The organism is Brachymonas sp. J145 (assembly GCF_036312245.1).
GTDB lineage: Bacteria > Pseudomonadota > Gammaproteobacteria > Burkholderiales > Burkholderiaceae_C > Brachymonas > Brachymonas wangyanguii.
Genome location: NZ_JAZDCI010000001.1, coordinates 170,416 through 190,191 on the forward strand (window position 1 = coordinate 170,416; position 19,776 = coordinate 190,191).

General features: G+C 63.1%; 17 protein-coding genes. 4 read left to right on the plus strand and 13 right to left on the minus strand.

The window, feature by feature from the left end; translation table 11 throughout:
* The gene (gshA, locus tag V1261_RS00760) at positions 1–1,560 is read right to left on the minus strand and encodes a glutamate--cysteine ligase (RefSeq protein ID WP_436231787.1); all 1,560 of its coding nucleotides are present in this window, start codon (positions 1,558–1,560) and stop codon (positions 1–3) included.
* A 143-nt stretch (positions 1,561–1,703) separates the two neighbouring features.
* Between gshA and moaA the strand changes: the two genes are divergently transcribed.
* Genes moaA through V1261_RS00780 form a run of 4 tightly spaced genes read left to right on the plus strand, consistent with a single transcriptional unit; the run spans position 1,704 to position 5,966 of the window.
* Complete coding sequence (gene moaA / locus V1261_RS00765; protein WP_329769442.1) at positions 1,704–2,708, plus strand: GTP 3',8-cyclase MoaA; 1,005 nt, start codon at positions 1,704–1,706, stop codon at positions 2,706–2,708.
* 2 nt (positions 2,709–2,710) lie between these two features.
* Positions 2,711–3,370 (plus strand): carbonic anhydrase, encoded by a 660-nt coding sequence (locus V1261_RS00770; protein ID WP_329769444.1) that lies wholly within the window; start codon positions 2,711–2,713, stop codon positions 3,368–3,370.
* Between the two features lie 5 nt (positions 3,371–3,375).
* Complete coding sequence (locus V1261_RS00775) at positions 3,376–5,292, plus strand: ATP-binding protein (protein WP_329769445.1); 1,917 nt, start codon at positions 3,376–3,378, stop codon at positions 5,290–5,292.
* Complete coding sequence (locus V1261_RS00780) at positions 5,289–5,966, plus strand: response regulator transcription factor (RefSeq protein WP_329769446.1); 678 nt, start codon at positions 5,289–5,291, stop codon at positions 5,964–5,966. The genes V1261_RS00775 and V1261_RS00780 overlap by 4 nt, the downstream gene beginning before the upstream one ends.
* A 21-nt stretch (positions 5,967–5,987) precedes the next feature.
* On the opposite strand, the gene V1261_RS00785 is transcribed toward V1261_RS00780, so the two are convergent.
* The 12 genes from V1261_RS00785 to V1261_RS00840 form a co-directional block, all read right to left on the minus strand.
* Complete coding sequence (locus tag V1261_RS00785) at positions 5,988–6,809, minus strand: TOBE domain-containing protein (RefSeq protein WP_329769447.1); 822 nt, start codon at positions 6,807–6,809, stop codon at positions 5,988–5,990.
* Between the two features lie 17 nt (positions 6,810–6,826).
* Complete coding sequence (locus tag V1261_RS00790; RefSeq protein ID WP_329769448.1) at positions 6,827–7,573, minus strand: sulfate/molybdate ABC transporter ATP-binding protein; 747 nt, start codon at positions 7,571–7,573, stop codon at positions 6,827–6,829.
* Positions 7,574–7,578: 5 nt separating this feature from the next.
* Complete coding sequence (gene modB, locus V1261_RS00795) at positions 7,579–8,265, minus strand: molybdate ABC transporter permease subunit (protein WP_329769449.1); 687 nt, start codon at positions 8,263–8,265, stop codon at positions 7,579–7,581.
* A gap of 15 nt (positions 8,266–8,280) precedes the next feature.
* Entirely contained in the window at positions 8,281–9,042 is a 762-nt protein-coding gene (gene modA / locus V1261_RS00800) for a molybdate ABC transporter substrate-binding protein (protein ID WP_329769450.1), read from the minus strand.
* A gap of 99 nt (positions 9,043–9,141) precedes the next feature.
* Positions 9,142–9,831, minus strand: coding sequence for a respiratory nitrate reductase subunit gamma (gene narI / locus V1261_RS00805; protein WP_329769451.1), 690 nt, complete (start codon positions 9,829–9,831; stop codon positions 9,142–9,144).
* Between the two features lie 17 nt (positions 9,832–9,848).
* Positions 9,849–10,496 carry a nitrate reductase molybdenum cofactor assembly chaperone gene (gene narJ, locus V1261_RS00810; protein WP_329769453.1) on the minus strand — a complete coding sequence of 216 codons (648 nt, stop codon included), beginning with the start codon at positions 10,494–10,496 and terminating at the stop codon, positions 9,849–9,851.
* A gap of 13 nt (positions 10,497–10,509) precedes the next feature.
* On the minus strand, positions 10,510–12,060 hold the full coding sequence (narH, locus tag V1261_RS00815; RefSeq protein WP_329769455.1) for a nitrate reductase subunit beta: 1,551 nt from the start codon (positions 12,058–12,060) through the stop codon (positions 10,510–10,512).
* A 54-nt stretch (positions 12,061–12,114) separates the two neighbouring features.
* Positions 12,115–15,810: a nitrate reductase subunit alpha gene (locus V1261_RS00820; RefSeq protein ID WP_329769457.1), complete on the minus strand. Its 3,696-nt coding sequence runs from the start codon at positions 15,808–15,810 to the stop codon at positions 12,115–12,117.
* 172 nt (positions 15,811–15,982) lie between these two features.
* Positions 15,983–17,371, minus strand: coding sequence for a NarK family nitrate/nitrite MFS transporter (locus V1261_RS00825; protein ID WP_329769458.1), 1,389 nt, complete (start codon positions 17,369–17,371; stop codon positions 15,983–15,985).
* Between the two features lie 55 nt (positions 17,372–17,426).
* The gene (locus tag V1261_RS00830) at positions 17,427–18,668 is read right to left on the minus strand and encodes an MFS transporter (protein WP_329769459.1); all 1,242 of its coding nucleotides are present in this window, start codon (positions 18,666–18,668) and stop codon (positions 17,427–17,429) included.
* A gap of 253 nt (positions 18,669–18,921) precedes the next feature.
* The gene (locus V1261_RS00835; protein WP_329769460.1) at positions 18,922–19,242 is read right to left on the minus strand and encodes a DUF1840 domain-containing protein; all 321 of its coding nucleotides are present in this window, start codon (positions 19,240–19,242) and stop codon (positions 18,922–18,924) included.
* 97 nt (positions 19,243–19,339) lie between these two features.
* Positions 19,340–19,642 (minus strand): 4a-hydroxytetrahydrobiopterin dehydratase, encoded by a 303-nt coding sequence (locus tag V1261_RS00840; RefSeq protein ID WP_329769462.1) that lies wholly within the window; start codon positions 19,640–19,642, stop codon positions 19,340–19,342.
* Positions 19,643–19,776: the final 134 nt, after the last annotated feature.

Here is a 19,776-nt window from a genome sequence, read left to right on the forward strand (position 1 = left end):
TCAGCGGCCGATGGCTGCGCCGAGGCGTTCCGGCGACACGTAGAACTGGCGGTACTCTTCGAACGGCATGGTGTCGGCCGCCTCGATCGCCTGCTGCTGCGTGACCGATTCGGTGGCCAGGCGGGCAAACTCGGCGCGCTCCTCGGCACTCGGCGCTTGCGCCAGCATGCGCGCACGCACCTCGGCCGAACGCTCGCGCACAAAGGCCACGAAGGTCTGATCGGCCGTTTCCAGCGTACGCGCCAGCACGCGCGCCGAAGGCAGGCGTGCGGGATCGTCCAGGCTGGCCTGCGCTGCCGCCAGCGCCTGTGCATGGCTGCTGCCGCCCAACTGCGCATCGAGCTGCTGTGCCAGCGGCTGCATCTCGTCCAGCAGTTGCTGCGCCCATTCGGTCAGCACCACCTCGGTACCGTTGCGCTCCAGGCGCAGGCCCGGTTCACGGCCACGTGCCGCCACCAGCTGCTGGTTGCGTCCGAGCGCCTCAATCTCTTCCAGGCTGTCCGGCGGGCTGTCGCTGAGCAGCGCATGCAGCAGGAATACGTCCAGGAAGCGGATGGTATCCAGATCAATGCCGACATCCAGGAACGGATTCAGGTCCATCAGGCGCACTTCCACGTACTCAACGCCGCGCTCGCGCAGCGCGTGCAGCGGGCGCTCGCCCTGGCGGATCACGCGCTTGGGCCGGATCGTGCCGTAGAACTCGTTCTCGATCTGCAGCAGTGCGGTATCGAGCTGGTTGTAGTCGCCACCCGGGTTGGTGATGCCAATCGCCTCATAGGCCGGGTACGGCTGCGTCAGCGCCTCGTTCAGCGAGGCGGCATAGCCTTCCAGGCTGTTGTAGCTCACGTGCAGCGACGACTGGGCATCGCTCTGGTAGCCGAGCCGGCCCATGCGCAGCGAAGTCGCATGCGGCAGGTACATGGTCTTGTCGCCCAGCGGCTGCAGCATGTGGTCGCGGCCCTCGACAAAGGTCTTGCACACCGCCGGTGACGCGCCAAACAGGTAGAGCAGCAGGAAGGCGTGGCGGCGGAAATTGCGGATCAGGCCAAAGTAGCCATCGCTGTCCACGCCCGGCAGCGACCAGTTGTAGTGGATGCCAGAAATCGTCTGCATGCGGCGGCCGTAGCGGTGGCCCAGGCCCATGCGGTAGACGCTCTTGGCGCGGCCCACGTTGGAGTTGCCGTAGCGGCCAAGCGGAATCGTCTCGTCGGTCGGCAGGCCACAGGGCATGCTGGCGACCCAGAGCATCTCGTTGCCCTTTTCGGCCAGCACCTGGTACACCTCGCGGTGCACGCGCTCCAGCTCGTCCAGCACCTGTTCGGCACTGGCATGGACGCCGGTGACCAGCTCCAGCTGCGATTCGCTGAAGTCGGTCGTGATATGCGGGTGCGTGAGCGGCGAGCCCAGCTCGGCCGGATGCGGCGTCAGGGCCAATTTGCCATCAGGCAGCGCACGCAGGCTCTCCTTCTCGAGGCCGCGGCGCATGCCTTTCAGCTGCTCAGGGGTCAGTGGCCCCATCTTCTTTTGCAGGTCGGTCATGGTGTTGGGTTGGTGGCTCATGCCACACTTTTTCGAACGTGCGCAACAGTAACACAGGCCGGCCTGGTCTGCTGGCGATCCGGGCATAACTCCACCGAAAGGACTAGCCCTTCCCCACCATCACACGGGCTGGCGCGCGTGGCCTTTTGCCCTATAAATGGGCTATGGAGCAAGCCGCCGTCACCCCCTCTCCCGTACTGCGTGACCGCTTCGGTCGGCAGGTTGATTACGTGCGCGTCTCGGTCACCGACCGCTGCGACCTGCGCTGCAGCTATTGCATGCCACGGCGCTTCCGCGGCTTCGAACAACCCGAGCACTGGCTGACCTTTGACGAGATCGAGCGCGTGCTGGCGGCCTTTGCCCGCCTGGGGACACGCCGCATCCGCCTGACCGGCGGCGAACCGCTGCTGCGCAAGAACCTGGCCGGGCTAGCACAGCGCCTGGCGGCCCTGCCCGGCATCGAGGATCTCTCGCTCACCACCAATGGCACCCAGCTGACGAAGCTGGCGCCCGCCCTGCGCGCCGCCGGCGTGCAGCGGCTCAACGTCAGCCTCGATTCCCTGCGCCGCGACTGCGTGCAGCAGATCACCGGCAGCGACTGCCTGCAACACGTGCTGGATGGCCTGCAGGCCGCCAAGGCGGCTGGTTTCGAACGCATCAAGATCAATATGGTGCCGCTGGTCGGCATCAACGACGGCGACATGGAGGCCATGGTCGCCTACTGCATCGAGAACGGTTTCGTGCTGCGCCTGATCGAGGCCATGCCCATGGGCAGCACCGGCCAGGCCAGCAAGGGCATGCCACTGCAACCGTTGCTGCAACGGCTGCAGCAACAGTTCGGCCTGCTGCCTTGTACCGTGCCGCTCGGTGGCGGCCCGGCGCGCTACTGGACCGCACCCGATACCGGCTTCACGCTCGGTCTGATCACGCCCATGTCCCAGCATTTTTGTGCCACCTGCAACCGCGTGCGGCTGTCAGTCGATGGCATACTTTACCTGTGTCTGGGGCAGGAGCAGCGCGTCGAGTTGCGACCGCTGCTGCGTGCCGGCTGCACCGATGCCGAACTGGAGGCCACGCTCCGGCAGGCCATCGAACTCAAGCCCGAACAGCATGACTTCCTGCGTCAACCGGAGAAGATCGTGCGCTTCATGTCCATGACAGGAGGCTGACCATGCCCCAATCCGTAGACCATCTGGTAGAAGGCTTCAAGCGTTTTCAGCACAACTATTTTGGCTCCAGTTCGGTGTTCGACACGCTGCGCGAAGGCCAGCGGCCCAGCACGCTGATCATCGGCTGCTGCGATTCGCGCGTGCACCCGCCCATGCTGACGGATACCGCCCCGGGCGAAGTCTTTACCGTGCGCAACGTGGCCAATCTGGTGCCGCCCTGCGAGCCCGACAACCCGCACGCCAGCGTCGCCGCCGCGCTCGAGTTTGCCGTGCTGGCCCTCGAAGTCGAGCACGTCATCGTGATGGGCCACTCATCCTGTGGCGGCATCCGCGCCCTGATGAACCGCAGCGCCATCGCCGATTCCGCACTCGGCAAGTGGCTGGCCGTGGCCGAACCGGCACGCCAGCATGTCTGCCTGCACCACGCCGATGCCAGTGCGCAGGAGCAGCAAAAGCTGGCCGAGCAGGCCGCCATCCTGGTATCGCTCAACAACCTGCTCAGCTACCCCTGGGTGGCAGATCGTGTCGCCGAAGGCAGCCTGGTGCTGCATGGCTGGTATTTCGACCTGCGCGAGGGTGCGCTCTGGGGTTATGACGCCGAGCAGCACGCCTTTACCGCGCTGGTCTGCCCGCTCACCGCCACCGCCCTGGTCGCCGCCTGAGCCGCATGAACCTGTCGAACCTGCCGAGCCGCCACAGCCTCAGTACCAAGCTGATCGTGCTGTCGGTGCTGTGGCTGGTGGTGGCCACGGTGTCCATCGGTTACACGCTGGTGCTGTCCTGGCAGCTGCAGGGCGGTGGTGCCGCCATCAACGATGCCGGCAGCCTGCGCATGCGCAGCTACCACATGCTGGTCATGCTGAGCCAGCAACAGCCGCGTGAAGTCATCGAGGCCGACCAGCGCATCTTCGAGCAGACCCTGAACACCCTGATCGATGGCGATCCGGCACGGCCGCTGATGCTGCCTGACACCCCGGAAATCCAGAGCCTGGCCCAGGTCATCAAGCGCCAGTGGCAGGTTGACATGCTGCCGCTGCTGGAGCCGGTCGGGGCGCGTCAGATCGGCCTGGCCACGCTCAATGCCGAAGTGGATCGTTTCGTCGCCAACATCAACCAGCTGGTGCGCCTGATCGAACAGCACAATGCACAGAACACCGCCATGCTGCGCATGTTCCAGTTCCTGCTGATCGGCATGGCCTTTATCGGCGCGCTGACCATGATCTACATGCTCTACCTGATGGTGATCCTGCCGGTCAGCCAGCTGCACGATGCCACCCTGCGCCTGAGCCAGGGCTCGCTCGATAGCCGCGTCGAACTGGACAGCCAGGACGAATTCGGTGTGCTCGCCACCGGCTTCAACACCATGGCCGAGCACCTGCAGGAACTGCTGCAGGACATGGAGCACAAGGTGCAGGAAAAGACACGGGAGCTGGAAGACAACAACCTGCAACTGCGCACCCTGTACGCCGTCACCACCCTGCTCAACCAGAAGCAGGAGCTGGAACAGGCCAGCAACGGCTTTCTGGAGCAGGTGATGCGACTCACCGGTGCCGAGGCCGGTTTTGTGCGCCTGCTGGATCCGGATCGCGACATGATGGACGTGGTGGCCCAGATTGGCGTCCCCGATGGGCTGCTGCATCAGTCGGACTGCAAGCACACCAGCGGCTGCTATTGCGGCCGCTCGCTGCAGGCTGTGCAGCCAATCACGCTGCACACCAGTACCGAGCGCGTGCTGCAGGACAACGGCGAGCGGCTGCACTGCGCGCGTGCCGGTTTCGAAAGCTTTGCGATTTTCCACGTGCGCACCAACCGGCAGGATCTGGGCATCTACACCCTGTTCTTCCGCCAGGAGCACAACCTGACCGATGACGAGCACAAGCTGCTGGAAGCGCTGGGCAGCCACCTGGGCGTCACCATCAACAACATCCGCCTGGCCGCGCGCGACCGCCAGCTCGCCGTGATGGAAGAGCGCAACCTGATGGCGCAAGGCCTGCACGACAGCATCGCGCAATCGCTCTCCTTCCTGAACCTGCAGGTGCAGATGCTGGAATCGGCGCTGGCCCATGGCGAACAGGAGCAGGTGCAGGAAAACCTGGCCTTCATCCGCAGTGGCGTGCAGGAAAGCTACGAAGACGTGCGCGAGTTGCTGCTGAACTTCCGCGTGCGCATCAGCAAGCAGGAGCTGCCCGAGGCGGTGCGCACCCTGCTGCAGCGCTTCGAGTTGCAGACGCATGTGGCCACCCATCTGGAGCTGGGCGGCGACGGCCTGCCTCTCAGCCCGCAGGAGCAGCTGCAGCTCATCTTCATCCTGCAGGAGGCGCTGTCCAACGTGCGCAAGCATGCCCAGGCCAGCCATGTGGATGTGCGTATCCGCAATGATGCCGATCTGGTGATGACGGTGACCGATAATGGACGCGGAATCGATCTGGCTGAAATGGAATCGCGCCAGTCGCGCCACGTGGGCATGTCCATCATGGAAGAACGTGCCCGACGCATCCACGCCAGCATCCGCTTTGATCACATGCCCCAGGGCGGCACGCGCGTCACGCTGCACCTGCCGGAAAAAGAACGCAACGCCACATGACTACCGACACCGCATCCAGCCCGATCCGCATCCTGCTGGTCGATGACCACACGCTGTTCCGCAGCGGCCTGAAGGCGCTGCTGCAGCGCCAGTCCGACTTCCAGGTCGTGGGCGAAGCCGGTGACGGCCTGGAAGGCGTCAAGCTGGCCGACCAGCTGCAGCCCGATGTGGTGCTACTGGATCTGGACATGCCAGTCATGCATGGCCGCGATGCGCTGGCGCAGCTGCTCAACACCCAGCCGCAGCTGGCAGTACTGATGCTCACCGTTTCGGAAGACAGCGAAGACCTGGCCGAGTGCATGAAAACCGGCGCGCGCGGCTATCTGCTGAAAAAGATCGATGCCGATTTCCTGCTCTCCGCCATCCGCCGTGCCGTCGATGGCGACAACGTGCTGTCACCCGAGATGACGGCCAAGCTGGTGCAGCGCCTGCGCGCGCCGGCGGCCAGCAGCCAGGCCCCCGAATACGAATCGCTCACCCCGCGCGAGCGTGAGACCCTCTCCTGGCTGGCCCAGGGCGCCAGCAACAAGCAGATTGCACGCGAGATGGACGTGGCCGAAAGCACGATCAAGGTGCACGTGCAGAACATCCTGCGCAAGCTGAACCTGCACAGCCGTGTGCAGGCGGCCGTCTACGCCGTCGAGAACGGCTTTGACAAGCTGGACCGGGACTGATCCCGGCACCAACTCATCGCGTCAGGCCGGCACCGCCAGGATCACGCTGGAAGCCTTGAACAGCGCGCTGGCCGGCTGGCCCTCGGCCAGCTGCAGCTTGTCGGCGCTCTCCCGGGTCACGATCGCCGCCACCGACTGGCCATGGCCCAGGTCGATAACGACTTCGGTATTCACGGCACCCGGATGCAGGCGGCTGATCGTGCCCGACATGCAGTTGCGCGCCGATACCTTCACGCCGTCCATGTCCACCCCCAGCAGGATTGCCGAGGCCTTGACCAGCGCCAGCGCCTGAGCGCCCTCGACCAGACCCAGCGCCAGCACGCTGTCATGCGTCACGGTGGCGACAATCTCCTGCCCGCCCGGCAATGCCAGCACCACCTCGTCGTTCACGGCACCGCGTGTGATCTGTCTTACCGTGCCCAGATACTGGTTGCGCGCACTGGTCTGCATGGTCATTCTCCTTACCAGCTGATAATCGTCGACCAGGCCGTTGGCCTGCTGCTCCAGCAGCTGCACAAAGCGCGCGTGCGCCTCCTCCAGCTGGCGGAAGTTGTGAATCAGCCGTTCACCGCGTTCGGTCAGCCGGGTACCGCCGCCGCCCTTGCCGCCGGCCACGCGTTCCACCAGCGCCTCGCCGGCCAGCTGGTTCATCGCATCAACCGTGTCCCAGGCGTTCTTGTAGCTGATGCCGACCGACTTGGCGGCGCGCGTGATCGAGCCATCCGTGGCAATACGCTCCAGCAGCGCCACCTGCTGGGCACCGCCCAGCCGCCTGCCATCCACCGTCATGTCCAGGGAGCCCTGCAAGGCAATGGCAGTGGTCAGGTCATCGGGGGTGGGCATGGGGACAGGCTCCGGGTTCAGCTAACAGCCTGTGCGACCGTGGGCAGCACGGACCGCTGCATGGTCGCATCGATGGTACGCGCCGCAGGCTGGATGCCCGAGGATACCACCTGCCCTCCGTCCAGCCGGAACACCTGCTGCCCCAGCACGCGCGCGTCTTCGGCATCGTGCGTGATCAGCAGCATCGGCAGCTGCAGGCGCTGCTGCAGCTCCAGCAATTCCTCACGCATGCTCTGGCGCAAGTCGGCGTCCAGCGCGGCAAACGGCTCGTCCAGCAGCAGCACGCGCGGATGCCCGATCAATGCACGCGCCAGGGCCACGCGCTGGCGCTGGCCGCCGGACAGCTCCAGCGGATACTGCTGCGCCATGTGCTCCAGCTCCATGGTCTGCAGCCATTGCAGCGCCTCGGCATGTTGCGCGCGGCGCGACGGATTGCGCCAGCCGCGCTGCAGGCCAAAGGCCACGTTCTGCACCACGTTCAGGTGCGGAAACAGCGCATAGTCCTGGAACACGACACCGGTGCGCCGCTGCTGCGGGCTCAGGTTGATACCCTGCGCGGCATCGAACAAGGTCTCGCCGGCGATGCGCACATGGCCCTGATCCGGCTGCATCAGCCCGGCAATCGCCTTCAGCGTCATGGTCTTGCCCGATCCGGAAGGCCCGAGCAGCACCACGCGCTGGCTGTCGGTCTGCAACTGCACCTGCAGCGCAAACGTACGCTCGCCCGAACGCAAGGTCTTGTGGATAGAAAGATCAAACACCATGGCGCTTATCCCTGCCGATGGGCCTGGTGGCCCGGTGCCAGCCGGCCGGCCAGCATCAGCACGGTGATGCAGGTGATCGACGTAATCAGCACCAGCATATTCGCCAGGTCGTCCTGACCGGCCTGCACCGCCTCGTAAATCGCGATCGACAGCGTCTGCGTCTTGCCGGGAATGCTGCCCGCCACCATCAGCGTGGCTCCGAACTCGCCCAGCGCCCGTGCAAACGCCATCAGCACGCCCGCCAGAATACCGCGCCAGGCCAGTGGCAGCGTGACGCGGAAAAACACCGCCCACTCGCTCAGTCCCAGCACCCGGGCCGCCTGTTCAAGCCGGCCATCGACCGACTCGAAGGCCGCGCGCGCCGGCTTGAACACCAGCGGAAACGCCACCACCGTGGCCGCGACCACCGCGCCCTGCCAGCTGAAGATCAGGCTGATGCCAAAGGTCTCCTTCAGCCAGCCGCCAACCCAGCCACGGCTGCCAAATACCACCAGCAGGTAGTAGCCCAGCACCGTGGGCGGCAGCACCATCGGCAGCGTCAGCACCGTATCCAGCAGATGACGCCCGGGAAAGCGTTTGCGCGCCAGCAGATAGCCCGTGCCCACGCCCAGCACCAGTCCGCACAGCGTGGCCAGGCCTGCCACCTTCAGTGACAGCAGGATGACCGGCAGGATGGCGCTTTCTTCAGGCACGGATCAGGTCCTGTCTCAGGGCTTGCTGAAGCCGTAGCGCTGCAGCACGGCCTGGCCAGCCGGCGACTGCACATAGCGGATAAAGCGGCGACCTTCCACCTGCTGCCTGCTCTCGGCCACCGGCGCAATCGGATAGCGGATCACCACGTCCAGCGGCACGGTGTACACAACCTTCACCTTGTCCTTCATGATGGCGGCATCGGTGCTGTAAACCAGACCGGCATCCACCTCGCCACGCGCCACATAGTCCAGCACCTGACGCACGCTGGTGCCGTTGATCAGCTTGGGCTGTACCTGATTCCACTGCGCCAGGCGCTGCAGCGGCGGCATGCTGTAGCGGCCCACCGGCACGCTGGCCGGGTTGCCAATGGCCACGCGCTTCACGCCCGCCTGAGCCAGATCCGCCAGATTGCGCACCGTCAGGCGGCTGTCCACCGGCGTGATCAACACCAGCGTGTTGCGCACAAAATCCTGGCGCTCGCCGCGCTTGACCAGGTTCTGCTGTTCCGCCTGGTTCATGGTCTCCTGGTCAGCCGAAGCAAACACGTCTACCGGCGCGCCCTTGGCAATCTGCTGCAGCAGCTGGCCGGAAGCGGCAAAGTTGAAGTTCACTTTTGCATCAGCATACTGTCGCTCATAGTTCTGGCCCAATTCCTTGAAGGCGTTGGTCAGGCTGGCGGCCGCAGAAACGGTGATTTCGGCAGCCTGCGCCATGGCACCTGCCGACATCAGCAGTGCAGCCAGCAGTACGGGACGGAAACGGGTAAATCGGGTCATGCAGCTTGCTCCTGAAAAAATTTCGCTATATACGATTCTATACTGCGATGTGCCGGAAAAACCGCCCGAAGACGGTTCTCCTGTCAGCATCAGGGCTGATCAGACACGGCGCGGACGCACCAGCTGCCATGCACGACCCAGATAGGTCACGCTGGCAAAGCCACTCCACACGTGCACCAGGCGGGTAAACGGGAAGATCACGAACAGCGTCATGCCCATGAACAGGTGCAGCTTGAACACCCAGGAGGCGTTGACGATGAAGTCAGCAGCACCGCCACGGAAGGTCACGATATGCTGCGCCCAGGACATCAGCGTCACCATTTCATGGCCGTCCAGGTGACCCAGCGACACGAAGATGGTGGACAGGCCCAGCAGCAGCGTGATCAGGATCCAGATCATGACCAGCTTGTCGCGCCAGGTGGTATTGGCCGCCAGACGCTCGTTGCCGAAACGACGGGCCAGCAGCATCAGCACGCCAATCAAACACATGACACCGAAGATACCGCCCATCACGATGGCGAAGACCTGCTTCTGGCCGTGGCTGATGCCCAGCGTCTCCCAGACGATCATCGGCGTCAGCAAGCCGAACAGGTGACCGAAGAACAGACCCAGGATGCCAACGTGGAACAGGATGTTGGCCACGCGCAGATTGCCCGTGTACAGCGTCTGGCTGGACTCCGACTTCCACGAATACTGCTCGCGGTCGAAGCGGATCAGGCTGCCGAGAAGGAACACGGTCAGCGCAATGTACGGATAGATTCCGAATACGAATTGGTGCAGATAGCTCATGAGGTTTCTCCTTGCGGTCAGGCCGGCTGCGGCGTCTGGCGGTAGAAGTTGATGGGGGCCACAGCCGAAGTCGGCTTGAGCAGCGGCTCAATGCCGTCCACGCCCGGACCAAAAGTTTCCATGGCCTCGTCCATGTCACGCACAGGCGGGGTCACCAGCGGTTCGGGCGTTACCGGAGACAGGCTGACTGCCGCCTGCAGCACGCCGGCATACGGCGAGTTGCTCTCGGCCAGCTTGACGGCCACGTGGTTGAGCACGTGCACGGCATCACCCAGCAAGGGCGTAGCCACCTCGGGCTCGCACTGCGACAGGAATTCCAGAAACAGCGGCACGTAGTCGGGCAGCTCCTCGCTGACCATCTCGAAGCCGTGGGTCTTGTACTCTTCCATCAGGTCGACCATGGCCTGGCCGCGCGCACGGTCCTCGCCATGGATGTGCTCGAACAGGTGCAGCGAGTGCGCCGGGTTGCGGTCGAAAGTTGCCACATAGTTTTCCTGCAGGGCGATCATGTCGCCGCTGCCCAGATGGGTCAGCAGCGGCTCGATCTGCTGCAGCAGTTCAGGCTGCGCCGACAGTACCGTGCGGATCTCGGGCAGGGCCTGGATCAGCTCCTGCTCGGGATAGCACAGCAGTGCCGACATGGCCTGGAAATGCATGGTATTCATGGTTCAGGCCTCCTTACTTCTCGCGATTGGACTGCAAGTCGCGACGCATCTCGTGGAACACGATGGGCGTTGCCTTCTTGCGGCCAAACAGGCTTTCGTTGCTGGTGCCGGTCGAGCAGCCGTTGCCAAAAGTGAAACCGCAAGCAGCCTTCTCTTCGAAGGTGTTTTCCACCAGCTCCTTGTGCGTGGAGGGGATCACGAAGCGGTCTTCGTAGTTGGCGATGGCCATGATCTGGTACATCTCCTCGACCTGCTCCGGCGTCAGGTGCGTGCCGTTGAGCGTGCTCGGATCGGTGACCTTCTCCACGCTCTTCTTGCGCATGTAGCGGCGCATGGCGACCATGGTTTCGAGTGCCTTCACCACCGGCTCTTCCTTGCCCGCGGTCAGCAGGTTGGCCAGGTACTGGATCGGGATACGCAGATCCTTGACATCCGGGATGATGCCGTTTTCGCCGATCAGGCCGTTTTCCATGGCGGACTGGATCGGGGACAGCGGCGGGATGTACCAGACCATCGGCATGGTGCGGTATTCCGGGTGCAGCGGGAAGGCCACCTTCCATTCCATCGCCATCTTGTAGACCGGCGACTTCTTGGCAGCATCCAGCCAGGCTTCCGGGATGCCCTGCTTGCGGGCTTCCTCGATCACGGCCGGGTTGTTCGGGTCCAGGAACACGCCCAGTTGCGCTTCGTACAGGCTTTGCGGATCCTCCACGCTGGCGGCTTCCTCGATCTTGTCGGCGTCATACAGCAGCACGCCCAGATAGCGGATACGGCCCACGCAGGTCTCGGAACAGATCGTCGGCTGACCAGCTTCGATACGCGGATAGCAGAAAATGCACTTCTCGGCCTTGCCGCTGGTCCAGTTGTAATAGATCTTCTTGTACGGGCAGCCGCTGATGCACATGCGCCAGCCGCGGCACTTGTCCTGGTCGATCAGCACGATGCCGTCATCTTCACGCTTGTAGATCGAGCCGGACGGGCAGGATGCCACGCAGGTCGGGTTCAGGCAGTGCTCGCACAGGCGCGGCAGGTACATCATGAAGGTGTTCTCGAAAGCCGAGTACATCTCCTTCTGGATGCCTTCGAACAGGGCGTCCTTGGCACGCTTCTCGAATTCGCCGCCCAGGTCATCTTCCCAGTTCGGGCCCCATTCGATCTTGTCCATCTTCTTGCCGGTCAGCACCGATACCGGACGTGCGGTCGGCGGTGTCGGCATCTCGGGCGCATTCTGCAGGTGCTCGTAGTCGTAGGTGAACGGCTCGTAGTACTCGTCGATCTGCGGCAGATTGGGGTTGGCAAAGATGTTGGACAGGATCTTCAGCTGGCCGCCCTGCTTGGGACGCAGCTTGCCGGATCCATCCAGCTCCCAGCCGCCCTTCCACTGCTCCTGGTCTTCCCAGTTCTTGGGGTAGCCAATGCCGGGCTTGGTTTCCACGTTGTTGAACCAGGCGTATTCCACGCCGTCGCGGCTGGTCCAGACGTTCTTGCAGGTCACCGAGCAGGTGTGGCAACCAATGCACTTGTCCAGGTTGAGCACCATGCCGATTTGGGCTCTGATTTTCATTGTGTATCTCCTGAGATCTTGGTGAGCGGGCGGCCACTGCCGCCCGCGCTGGCCTTACTTGGACAAGGGCTGGTCCATCCAGTCCACGTTCTTCATCTTGCGCATCACGATGAACTCATCGCGGTTGCAACCCACGGTGCCGTAGTAGTTGAAGCCATAGGCCAACTGGGCATAGCCACCAATCATGTGCGTCGGCTTGGTCACCGCACGCGTCACGGAGTTGTGGATACCGCCGCGCTTGCCGCTCATTTCGGCGCCAGGCACGTTCACGATCTTCTCCTGGGCGTGGTACATCAGCGTCATGCCCTGCGGAATGCGCTGGCTTACCACCACACGCGCCGTCAGCGTACCGTTGACGTTGAACACTTCGACCCAGTCGTTATCCACCAGACTGGCTTCCTTCGCGTCCTTCTCGGAGATCCAGATATGCGGACCGCCACGCGACAGCGTCAGCATGCGCAGGTTCTCGGAATAGGTACTGTGGATGCCCCACTTCTGGTGCGGCGTCAGGAAGTTCAGCAGGATTTCCTTGTGGCCGTTGGGCTTGTGGTTGTGCACCGCTGCCGTGGTCTTCAGGTCGACCGGCGGCTTGTACACGCACAGGCCTTCGCCGAAGGCACGCATCCACTGGTGGTCCTGGTAGAACTGCTGGCGACCGGTGATGGTGCGCCACGGGATCAGCTCGTGCACGTTGGTGTAGCCGGCGTTGTAGCTCACTTCCTCGCTTTCCAGACCAGACCAGATCGGCGAAGAGATGATCTTGCGCGGCTGCGCCTGGATGTCGCGGAAGGTGATGTGGTCATGCTCGCGCGGGATCGCCAGGTGCGTGTGATCGCGACCGGTGATGGCGCTCTGTGCCGCCCACGCCTTCACGGCCACGTGGCCATTGGTCTCGGGTGCCAGCGTCATGATCATCTCGGCCGCGTCGATCGCGGTATCCAGACGCGGCTGGCCCTTGGCCACGCCATCCGGCACCACCTTGTTCATCTTGCGCAGCTGCTCGATCTCGGTACCGGTCTTCCAGGCCATGCCCTTGCCACCGTTGCCGGCCTTTTCCATCAGCGGACCGATAGAGGTGAACTTGGCGTAGATCTGGCTGTAGTCGCGCTCGACCACGGTCATCGCCGGCATCGTCTTGCCCGGGATCGGCTCGCACTCGCCGTGCTTCCAGTCGCGCGGGTCAAACGGCTGGCCCAGCTCCTGCGGGCTGTCGTGCATCAGCGGGGTCAGCACCAGGTCATTCTGCACGCCCAGGTAGTCACCACCGACTTCACTGATCGCCTTGGCAAAACCCTTGTAGATTTCCCAGTCGGTCTTGCTCTGCCACAGCGGCTGCACGGCTTCGCTCAGCGGGTGGATGAACGGGTGCATGTCGGACGTGTTCAGGTCGTCCTTCTCGTACCAGGTCGCCGTGGGCAGCACGATATCGCCGTACAGGCAGGTAGTGGACATGCGGAAGTCCAGCACTACCAGCAGGTCCAGCTTGCCTTCAGCCGCCGGGCGCACGGTGATCTCGGTCGGCTTGATGCAGTTGTCCTCGTCGCTCATCACGGCGTTCTGCGTGCCCAGCAGGTACTTCAGGAAGTACTCGTGGCCCTTGCCGGAAGAACCCAGGATGTTGGAACGCCACACGAACATGTTGCGCGGGAAGTTCTTCGGGTTATCCGGGTCGTTGCAGCTCATGTCGATGGAGCCGTTCTTCAGGCCTTCCACCGTGTAGCTCACGGCATCCTGGCCAGCCGCGGCGGCCTGGCGCGTGATGTCCAGCGGGTTGGTCGTCAGCTGCGGGGCAGACGGCAGCCAGCCCATGCGCTCGGCCTTGGCGTTGTAGTCGATCAGCGCCATGTTGGCCATGCTGCCATCGGCGGTCGGGCACAGGATTTCGTTCACGCCCAGCTTTTCGTGGCGCCACTGGCTGGTGTGCGCATAGAAGAAGCTGGTGCCGTTCATCTGGCGTGCCGGACGGTTCCAGTCGGCACCAAAGGCCAGCGGCGCCCAGCCGCTTTGCGGACGCAGCTTTTCCTGGCCCACGTAGTGGCACCAGCCACCGCCGCTCTGGCCGATACAGCCGCACATCATCAGCATGTTGATGATGCCGCGGTAGGCCATGTCCATGTGGTACCAGTGGTTCAGGCCGGCACCGACGATGACCATGCTCTTGCCTTCGGTCTGGTCGGCGTTCTGCGCAAACTCGCGCGCCACCTGGATCACCATCTCGGGCTTGACGCCAGTGTGCTTCTGCTGCCAGGCCGGCGTGTAGGGCACGTCATCCATGTAGCTGGATGCCACGTTGCCGCCGCCCAGGCCACGGTCGATACCGTAGTTGGCCGCCATCAGGTCAAACACGGTAGCGACCAGCGCGCTGCTGCCATCGGCCAGCTGGATACGCTTCGCCGGCACGTTGCGCACGGCCAGTTCGTCGTGCTCGGCACCGAAATACGGGAAACCGACGCCGACGACTTCGTCGTGCTGGCCCAGCAGGGACAGTTGGGCGCGCACTTCGCGGCCGCTGCCGCCGTCACGGTGCTCCAGGTTCCACTTGCCGGTCTTGCCCTCGGGCTGGCCCCAGCGGAAACCGATGGAGCCATTCGGTGCCACGATCTCGCCGCTGATCTCGTCGATCTGCAGCGTCTTCCAGTCGGGGTTGTTGTCTTCACCCAGGTTGTCAGCCAGGTGGCTGGCACGCAGGAAGTACTCGGGCACATGACGGCCGGCCTCTTCCTTCAGGCGCACCAGCATCGGCATGTCGGTCAGGCGACGGATGTAGTCGGTGAAGTAGGCAGACGGCTTCTCGAGGTGGAATTCCTTGAAAATCACGTGGCCCATGGCCATCGCCAGTGCCGCGTCGGTACCCTGCTTGGGTGCCAGCCAGATGTCGCCGAACTTGGCCATTTCGCCAAAGTCGCTGGACACGGCCACGGTCTTGGTGCCCTTGTAGCGCACTTCGGTGTAGAAGTGGGCGTCGGGGGTACGCGTCATCGGCACGTTGGAACCCCACACCATCAGGTAAGTGGAGTTGTACCAGTCGGCCGATTCGGCCACGTCGGTCTGCTCGCCCCAGACTTGCGGGCTGGCCGGGGGCAGGTCGCAGTACCAGTCATAGAAGGACAGCGGCACGCCACCGATCAGGCTCAGGTAACGGCTGCCAGCGGCATAGCTCACCATCGACATGGCCGGAATCGGCGAGAAGCCGATCACGCGGTCAGGACCGTAGTTCTTGATGGTGTAGGCGTTGGCGGCAGCCACCATCTCGTTGGCTTCCTGCCAGGTCGCACGCACGAAACCACCCTGGCCGCGACGGGACTTGTATTCCTTGGAGCGCTCCGGATCCTGGCTGATGTATTCCCAGGCCGTGATCGGGTCCATGCTCTTGCGCGCCTCGCGCCACATCTGCGCCAGCTTGCCGCGCATCATCGGGTACTTCACGCGTTGGGCGGAGTACACATACCAGCTGTACGAGGCACCACGCGGGCAGCCGCGTGGCTCGTGGTTGGGCAGGTCGGCACGGGTGCGCGGGTAGTCGGTCTGCTGGGTTTCCCAGGTGATCAGGCCATTCTTCACGTACACCTTCCAGCTGCAGGAGCCGGTGCAGTTCACGCCGTGCGTCGAGCGCACGATCTTGTCATGCTGCCAGCGTTGGCGATACGCGTCTTCCCACTGGCGGTCTTCCTTCACTACCGCTCCGTGGCCATTCGAGAAGGTGGATTTCACCTTGCTCATGAATTTCAATCGATCGAGAAAGTGGCTCATATCGCCTCCATGTGTCCTGGGTGGCAAGGAGACAATCCTTGCCTGGCCCGTTCTTCAAGTCTAAGAAAATTCCCTGTCTCACCCCATTCGCCAGTGGCTGCCAGTCGCATCGCCAGAAGATGGAGCCAGCCCTACTCCTTTTGGCGTAGGGCTGTGGTCGATCACCGTGCGATCAGCACGGAGCCTCGGCACCCTTGCGGGCGTAATACCACCAGTTGATCAATACACAGCTGATGTAAAAGATGATAAACGCATATAGCGCCCCTTCCACACCGCCGGTCAGATCCATGGATGTGCCATAGCTCTTGGGGATCAGGAAGCCACCGTAGGCGGCAATCGCGGCGGTAAAGCCCAGTACCGCAGCCGATTCGCGGTTGGCGCTCAGCCTGGCGGCTTCAATGGCAGCCTCGCCCTTGCCTTGCGCATTGCGCATGTGCAGGCTGCCGAAGATGGCCGGGATCTGCATGAAGGTAGAGCCATTGCCGATGCCGGTCAGCGCAAACAGCGCCAGGAAACAGGCAAAGAAACCCCAGAAGTTGCCACCCTTGCCGTTCTGCGGCAAGAAGGTCAGCACTCCGACCACGCCAATGATCATGCCGATGAACACCAGCTGGGTCACCCTGGCACCGCCAAGCTTGTCGGACAGGCGGCCACCGATGGGACGCGCCAGCGCGCCGACCAGCGGGCCGAGGAAAGCGTACTGCGTCGGATCCACACCATCAAACTGGCTCTTGATCAGCAGCGGGAAACCGGCCGCAAAGCCCAGGAAGGAACCGAAGGTACCCGTATACAGCCAGCACATCAACCAGTTGTGCTTGCGCTTGAAAATCATGGCCTGATCGGCAAAGGAGGCCTTGGCCGAGGCGATGTCGTTCATGCCAAACCAGGCAGCCAGCGAGGACAGGATGATGAACGGCACCCAGACAAAACCGGCGTTCTGCAGCCAGACCTGCTTGGTCTGGTCACCCTTGGTCCAGGTCTGGGCTTCGCCGCCCAGCGCACCAAACAGCGCGAAGGTGATCACCACCGGCACCAGGAACTGCACCGCCGACACGCCCAGGTTACCCAGGCCGGCGTTCATGCCCAGCGCACCGCCTTTTTCCGACTTGGGGAAGAAGAAGCTGATGTTGGCCATGCTGGAGCTGAAGTTGGCACCACCAAAGCCGCACAGCAGCGCCAGGATCAGCATGGTCGAGAAGCTGGTGTCCGGGTTCTGCACCGCCATGCCCAGGCCGATCGCCGGAATCAGCAGGCTGGCCGTGCTCAGCGTGGTCCAGAGGCGGCCACCGAAGATCGGCACCATGAAGGAATAGAAAATGCGCATGGTCGCGCCGGACAGCGCCGGTACCGCCGCCAGCCAGAACAGCTGGTTGGGCGTGTACTTGAAACCGATGTTCGGCAGGTTCACCACGCCGACACTCCAGACCTGCCAGATGGCGAAAGCCAGCAGCAGGGCCGGAATCGAGATCCACAGATTGCGGCGTGCAATCTTGCGACCCTTCTGTTCCCAGAACGCCGGATCTTCCGGCTCCCAGTGGGTCAATACGCGAGAGGATGCCATGTGAGTTCTCCCGGGCCGCCAGAGCGGCCCTTGTGGTTGAGAAAGGGGTTCGGGATCAGGCCTTGACTGCCTGTGCTGCAGGACGCTTGGCCTTGAAGGAGAAGTGCATCCAGATCAGGCTGACGCACACCGTGCCGTACAGCAGCATGAAGGCACTGCTGCGGATGCCGGTCATGTCGAGCAGGATGCCGAACATGATGGGCAGCAGCCAGCCACCCAGGCCGCCGGCCAGGCCGACCACGCCGGAAACGGCACCGATGTTGGTCGGGAAGTCATCGGCCACGAACTTGAAAACCGAGGCCTTGCCCACCGCCATGGCGACACCAGCTACGAACAGCAGGATGGTGAACAGGGTGGCATTCAGGCCAATGTGGAAAGTCTGCGGACCCTTGGCAGTCTGGATCACGAAGTCGGTCTGCGGATAGGACAGGATGAAGAACACCACCCAGATCACCCACATCACGCCCCAGGTCACCTTGTAGGCGCCGTACTTGTCGGACAGCCAGCCGCCCAGGGCGCGCAACACGCCGCCCGGCAGCGAGAAGCAGGCCGCCAGAAAGGCTGCGCTCTGCAGGCTGAAACCATACTCGCCCACGTAGTAGCGCACCATCCACAGCGCCAGCGCCACATAGCCGCCAAACACCACCGAGTAGTACTGGCAGTAGCGCAGCACGGCCGGATCCTTCATCAGCGCCAGTTGCTGGCCCAGCGACACCTTGGAAGACACCAGGTGCTTGGGATCGTGGTAGGAGAAGAACCAGAACAGGATCGCAGTCACCAGCATGATGACGGCGTACACGGTGGGAACCATCTGCCAGCCGGCGGCCACGATGATAGACGGGGCAATCAGCTTGTTGATGGCAGAACCGGCGTTACCGGCACCGAACACGCCCATCGCCAGGCCCTGCTTGTCCTTGTTGAACCAGCGCGCCACATACGGCGTACCCACCGAGAAGGAGCCGCCGGCCAGACCGACAAACAGGCCGATCACCAGGAACTGCCAGAGCTCGGTGGCGAACTGCATCATGTAGATCGGGATCACACAGGCCAGCATCAGCACGAAAAGCACGATGCGGCCGCCGTAGCGGTCAGTCCAGATACCCAGCGGCACCCGGATCAGCGAACCCGACAGCACCGGCGTTGCCGCCAGCAGGCCGAATTCGGTTTCGTTCAGGCCCAGCTGCTCCTTGATCGGAATGCCGAGTACGGCAAACATCATCCAGATCATGAAGCACACCGTGAACGAGATGGTGCTCGAGGTGAGCACAGCGTACTGTTTGTAGGTTGGGGAAGCCATCGCAGATCCTTTTCGTTCTGTTACTGGTGTAACCATACGCCCTTGCCCGTCGTGCGGGTATTCCCCGCTGGAGGGGGTGTCTCCCCCATACGACGTAGTCGATGCAGCACACGCAACGCCAATAGGCTAGCGCAAACTCGTGACAGATCAGGCACATGCCCCAAGAGTTTGATCTAGATCAAAGTCTGGCTACAGACATAAAAAAAACCTGTCACCAGGACAGGTTTGTCTGCAATGTCAGGCAGTGGCGAGCTCAAACGCCCCAGACCACATCCTTGCCCTCTTCCAGGCTGATCTGCAGCAGCTGCAGGAAGGGCTGGGCCCGGGTGTGGAAGGGAATCGGATCGCTGTTGGCGTCTGCGTCATCTTCTTCGCGCTCTTCCGGCGGCTGGCTGGCCTTGGCCTGGGAGGCCTGGATAGCCAGCTTGAGCTTGTCGATGGCATCCTGCATCGCCTGGGCCTGGATCACGCCACGCTCTGCGGGTTCGCGACCGATGGCTTCCAGCACCTGGTTACCGTTGGCTTCCATCATGATGACATCGCCGGCAGCGGCGGATTTGAACTTGTACAGCATGGTCTCCTCCTTTCGACTTGGGATTCAGACCATTCTAGGCCATGGCTGCCGCATCAGTGTGTAAGAAAAGCCCGGTAGCTTGCCCGGTCAGCGGATTTCAGGCCACCATCGCCAGATAGGCTCGGTCAATCGCCTGCGCCAGTGCCAGATCCTTGCTCGACAGTCCGCCAGCATCATGGGTGCGCAATGCAATCCGCACGCGGTTATAGGCATTCCACCAGTCCGGATGGTGGCCCTGCTGCTCGGCCAGCAATGCCACCCGCGTCATGAAGGAAAAGGCCTGGACGAAATCATCGAATAGCAGCTCACGGCAGATGGATCCGCCACGCGCCGGCTGGTACTGCCAGTGGGGCAGGCCCGGTGCCAGTGTCAGCCACTGTCCTGCGTCAATCAGCTGCATATCGCCTCCTGTGCTTGTCCTGCCGGCATTTCACCACAGGACGCAGCCGAGTGCACTGGGGGATTGCCACAGATGCCTGGCCAGCAACACTGATCGCCCGACCAGGCCGATCATTCCCCAGCAACGCATGCAAA

Coding starts and splice junctions, on each gene's coding strand:
- narH (WP_329769455.1), bottom strand. CDS start 12,060: ATGAAAATCAGAGCCCAAATCGGCATGGTGCTCAACCTGGACAAGTGC.
- modA (WP_329769450.1), bottom strand. CDS start 9,042: ATGACCCGATTTACCCGTTTCCGTCCCGTACTGCTGGCTGCACTGCTG.
- V1261_RS00835 (WP_329769460.1), bottom strand. CDS start 19,242: ATGCTGTACAAGTTCAAATCCGCCGCTGCCGGCGATGTCATCATGATG.
- moaA (WP_329769442.1), top strand. CDS start 1,704: ATGGAGCAAGCCGCCGTCACCCCCTCTCCCGTACTGCGTGACCGCTTC.
- narI (WP_329769451.1), bottom strand. CDS start 9,831: ATGAGCTATCTGCACCAATTCGTATTCGGAATCTATCCGTACATTGCG.
- V1261_RS00820 (WP_329769457.1), bottom strand. CDS start 15,810: ATGAGCCACTTTCTCGATCGATTGAAATTCATGAGCAAGGTGAAATCC.
- V1261_RS00790 (WP_329769448.1), bottom strand. CDS start 7,573: ATGGTGTTTGATCTTTCTATCCACAAGACCTTGCGTTCGGGCGAGCGT.
- V1261_RS00825 (WP_329769458.1), bottom strand. CDS start 17,371: ATGGCATCCTCTCGCGTATTGACCCACTGGGAGCCGGAAGATCCGGCG.
- V1261_RS00770 (WP_329769444.1), top strand. CDS start 2,711: ATGCCCCAATCCGTAGACCATCTGGTAGAAGGCTTCAAGCGTTTTCAG.
- V1261_RS00775 (WP_329769445.1), top strand. CDS start 3,376: ATGAACCTGTCGAACCTGCCGAGCCGCCACAGCCTCAGTACCAAGCTG.
- V1261_RS00785 (WP_329769447.1), bottom strand. CDS start 6,809: ATGCCCACCCCCGATGACCTGACCACTGCCATTGCCTTGCAGGGCTCC.
- V1261_RS00780 (WP_329769446.1), top strand. CDS start 5,289: ATGACTACCGACACCGCATCCAGCCCGATCCGCATCCTGCTGGTCGAT.
- gshA (WP_436231787.1), bottom strand. CDS start 1,560: ATGAGCCACCAACCCAACACCATGACCGACCTGCAAAAGAAGATGGGG.
- V1261_RS00830 (WP_329769459.1), bottom strand. CDS start 18,668: ATGGCTTCCCCAACCTACAAACAGTACGCTGTGCTCACCTCGAGCACC.
- V1261_RS00840 (WP_329769462.1), bottom strand. CDS start 19,642: ATGCAGCTGATTGACGCAGGACAGTGGCTGACACTGGCACCGGGCCTG.
- narJ (WP_329769453.1), bottom strand. CDS start 10,496: ATGAATACCATGCATTTCCAGGCCATGTCGGCACTGCTGTGCTATCCC.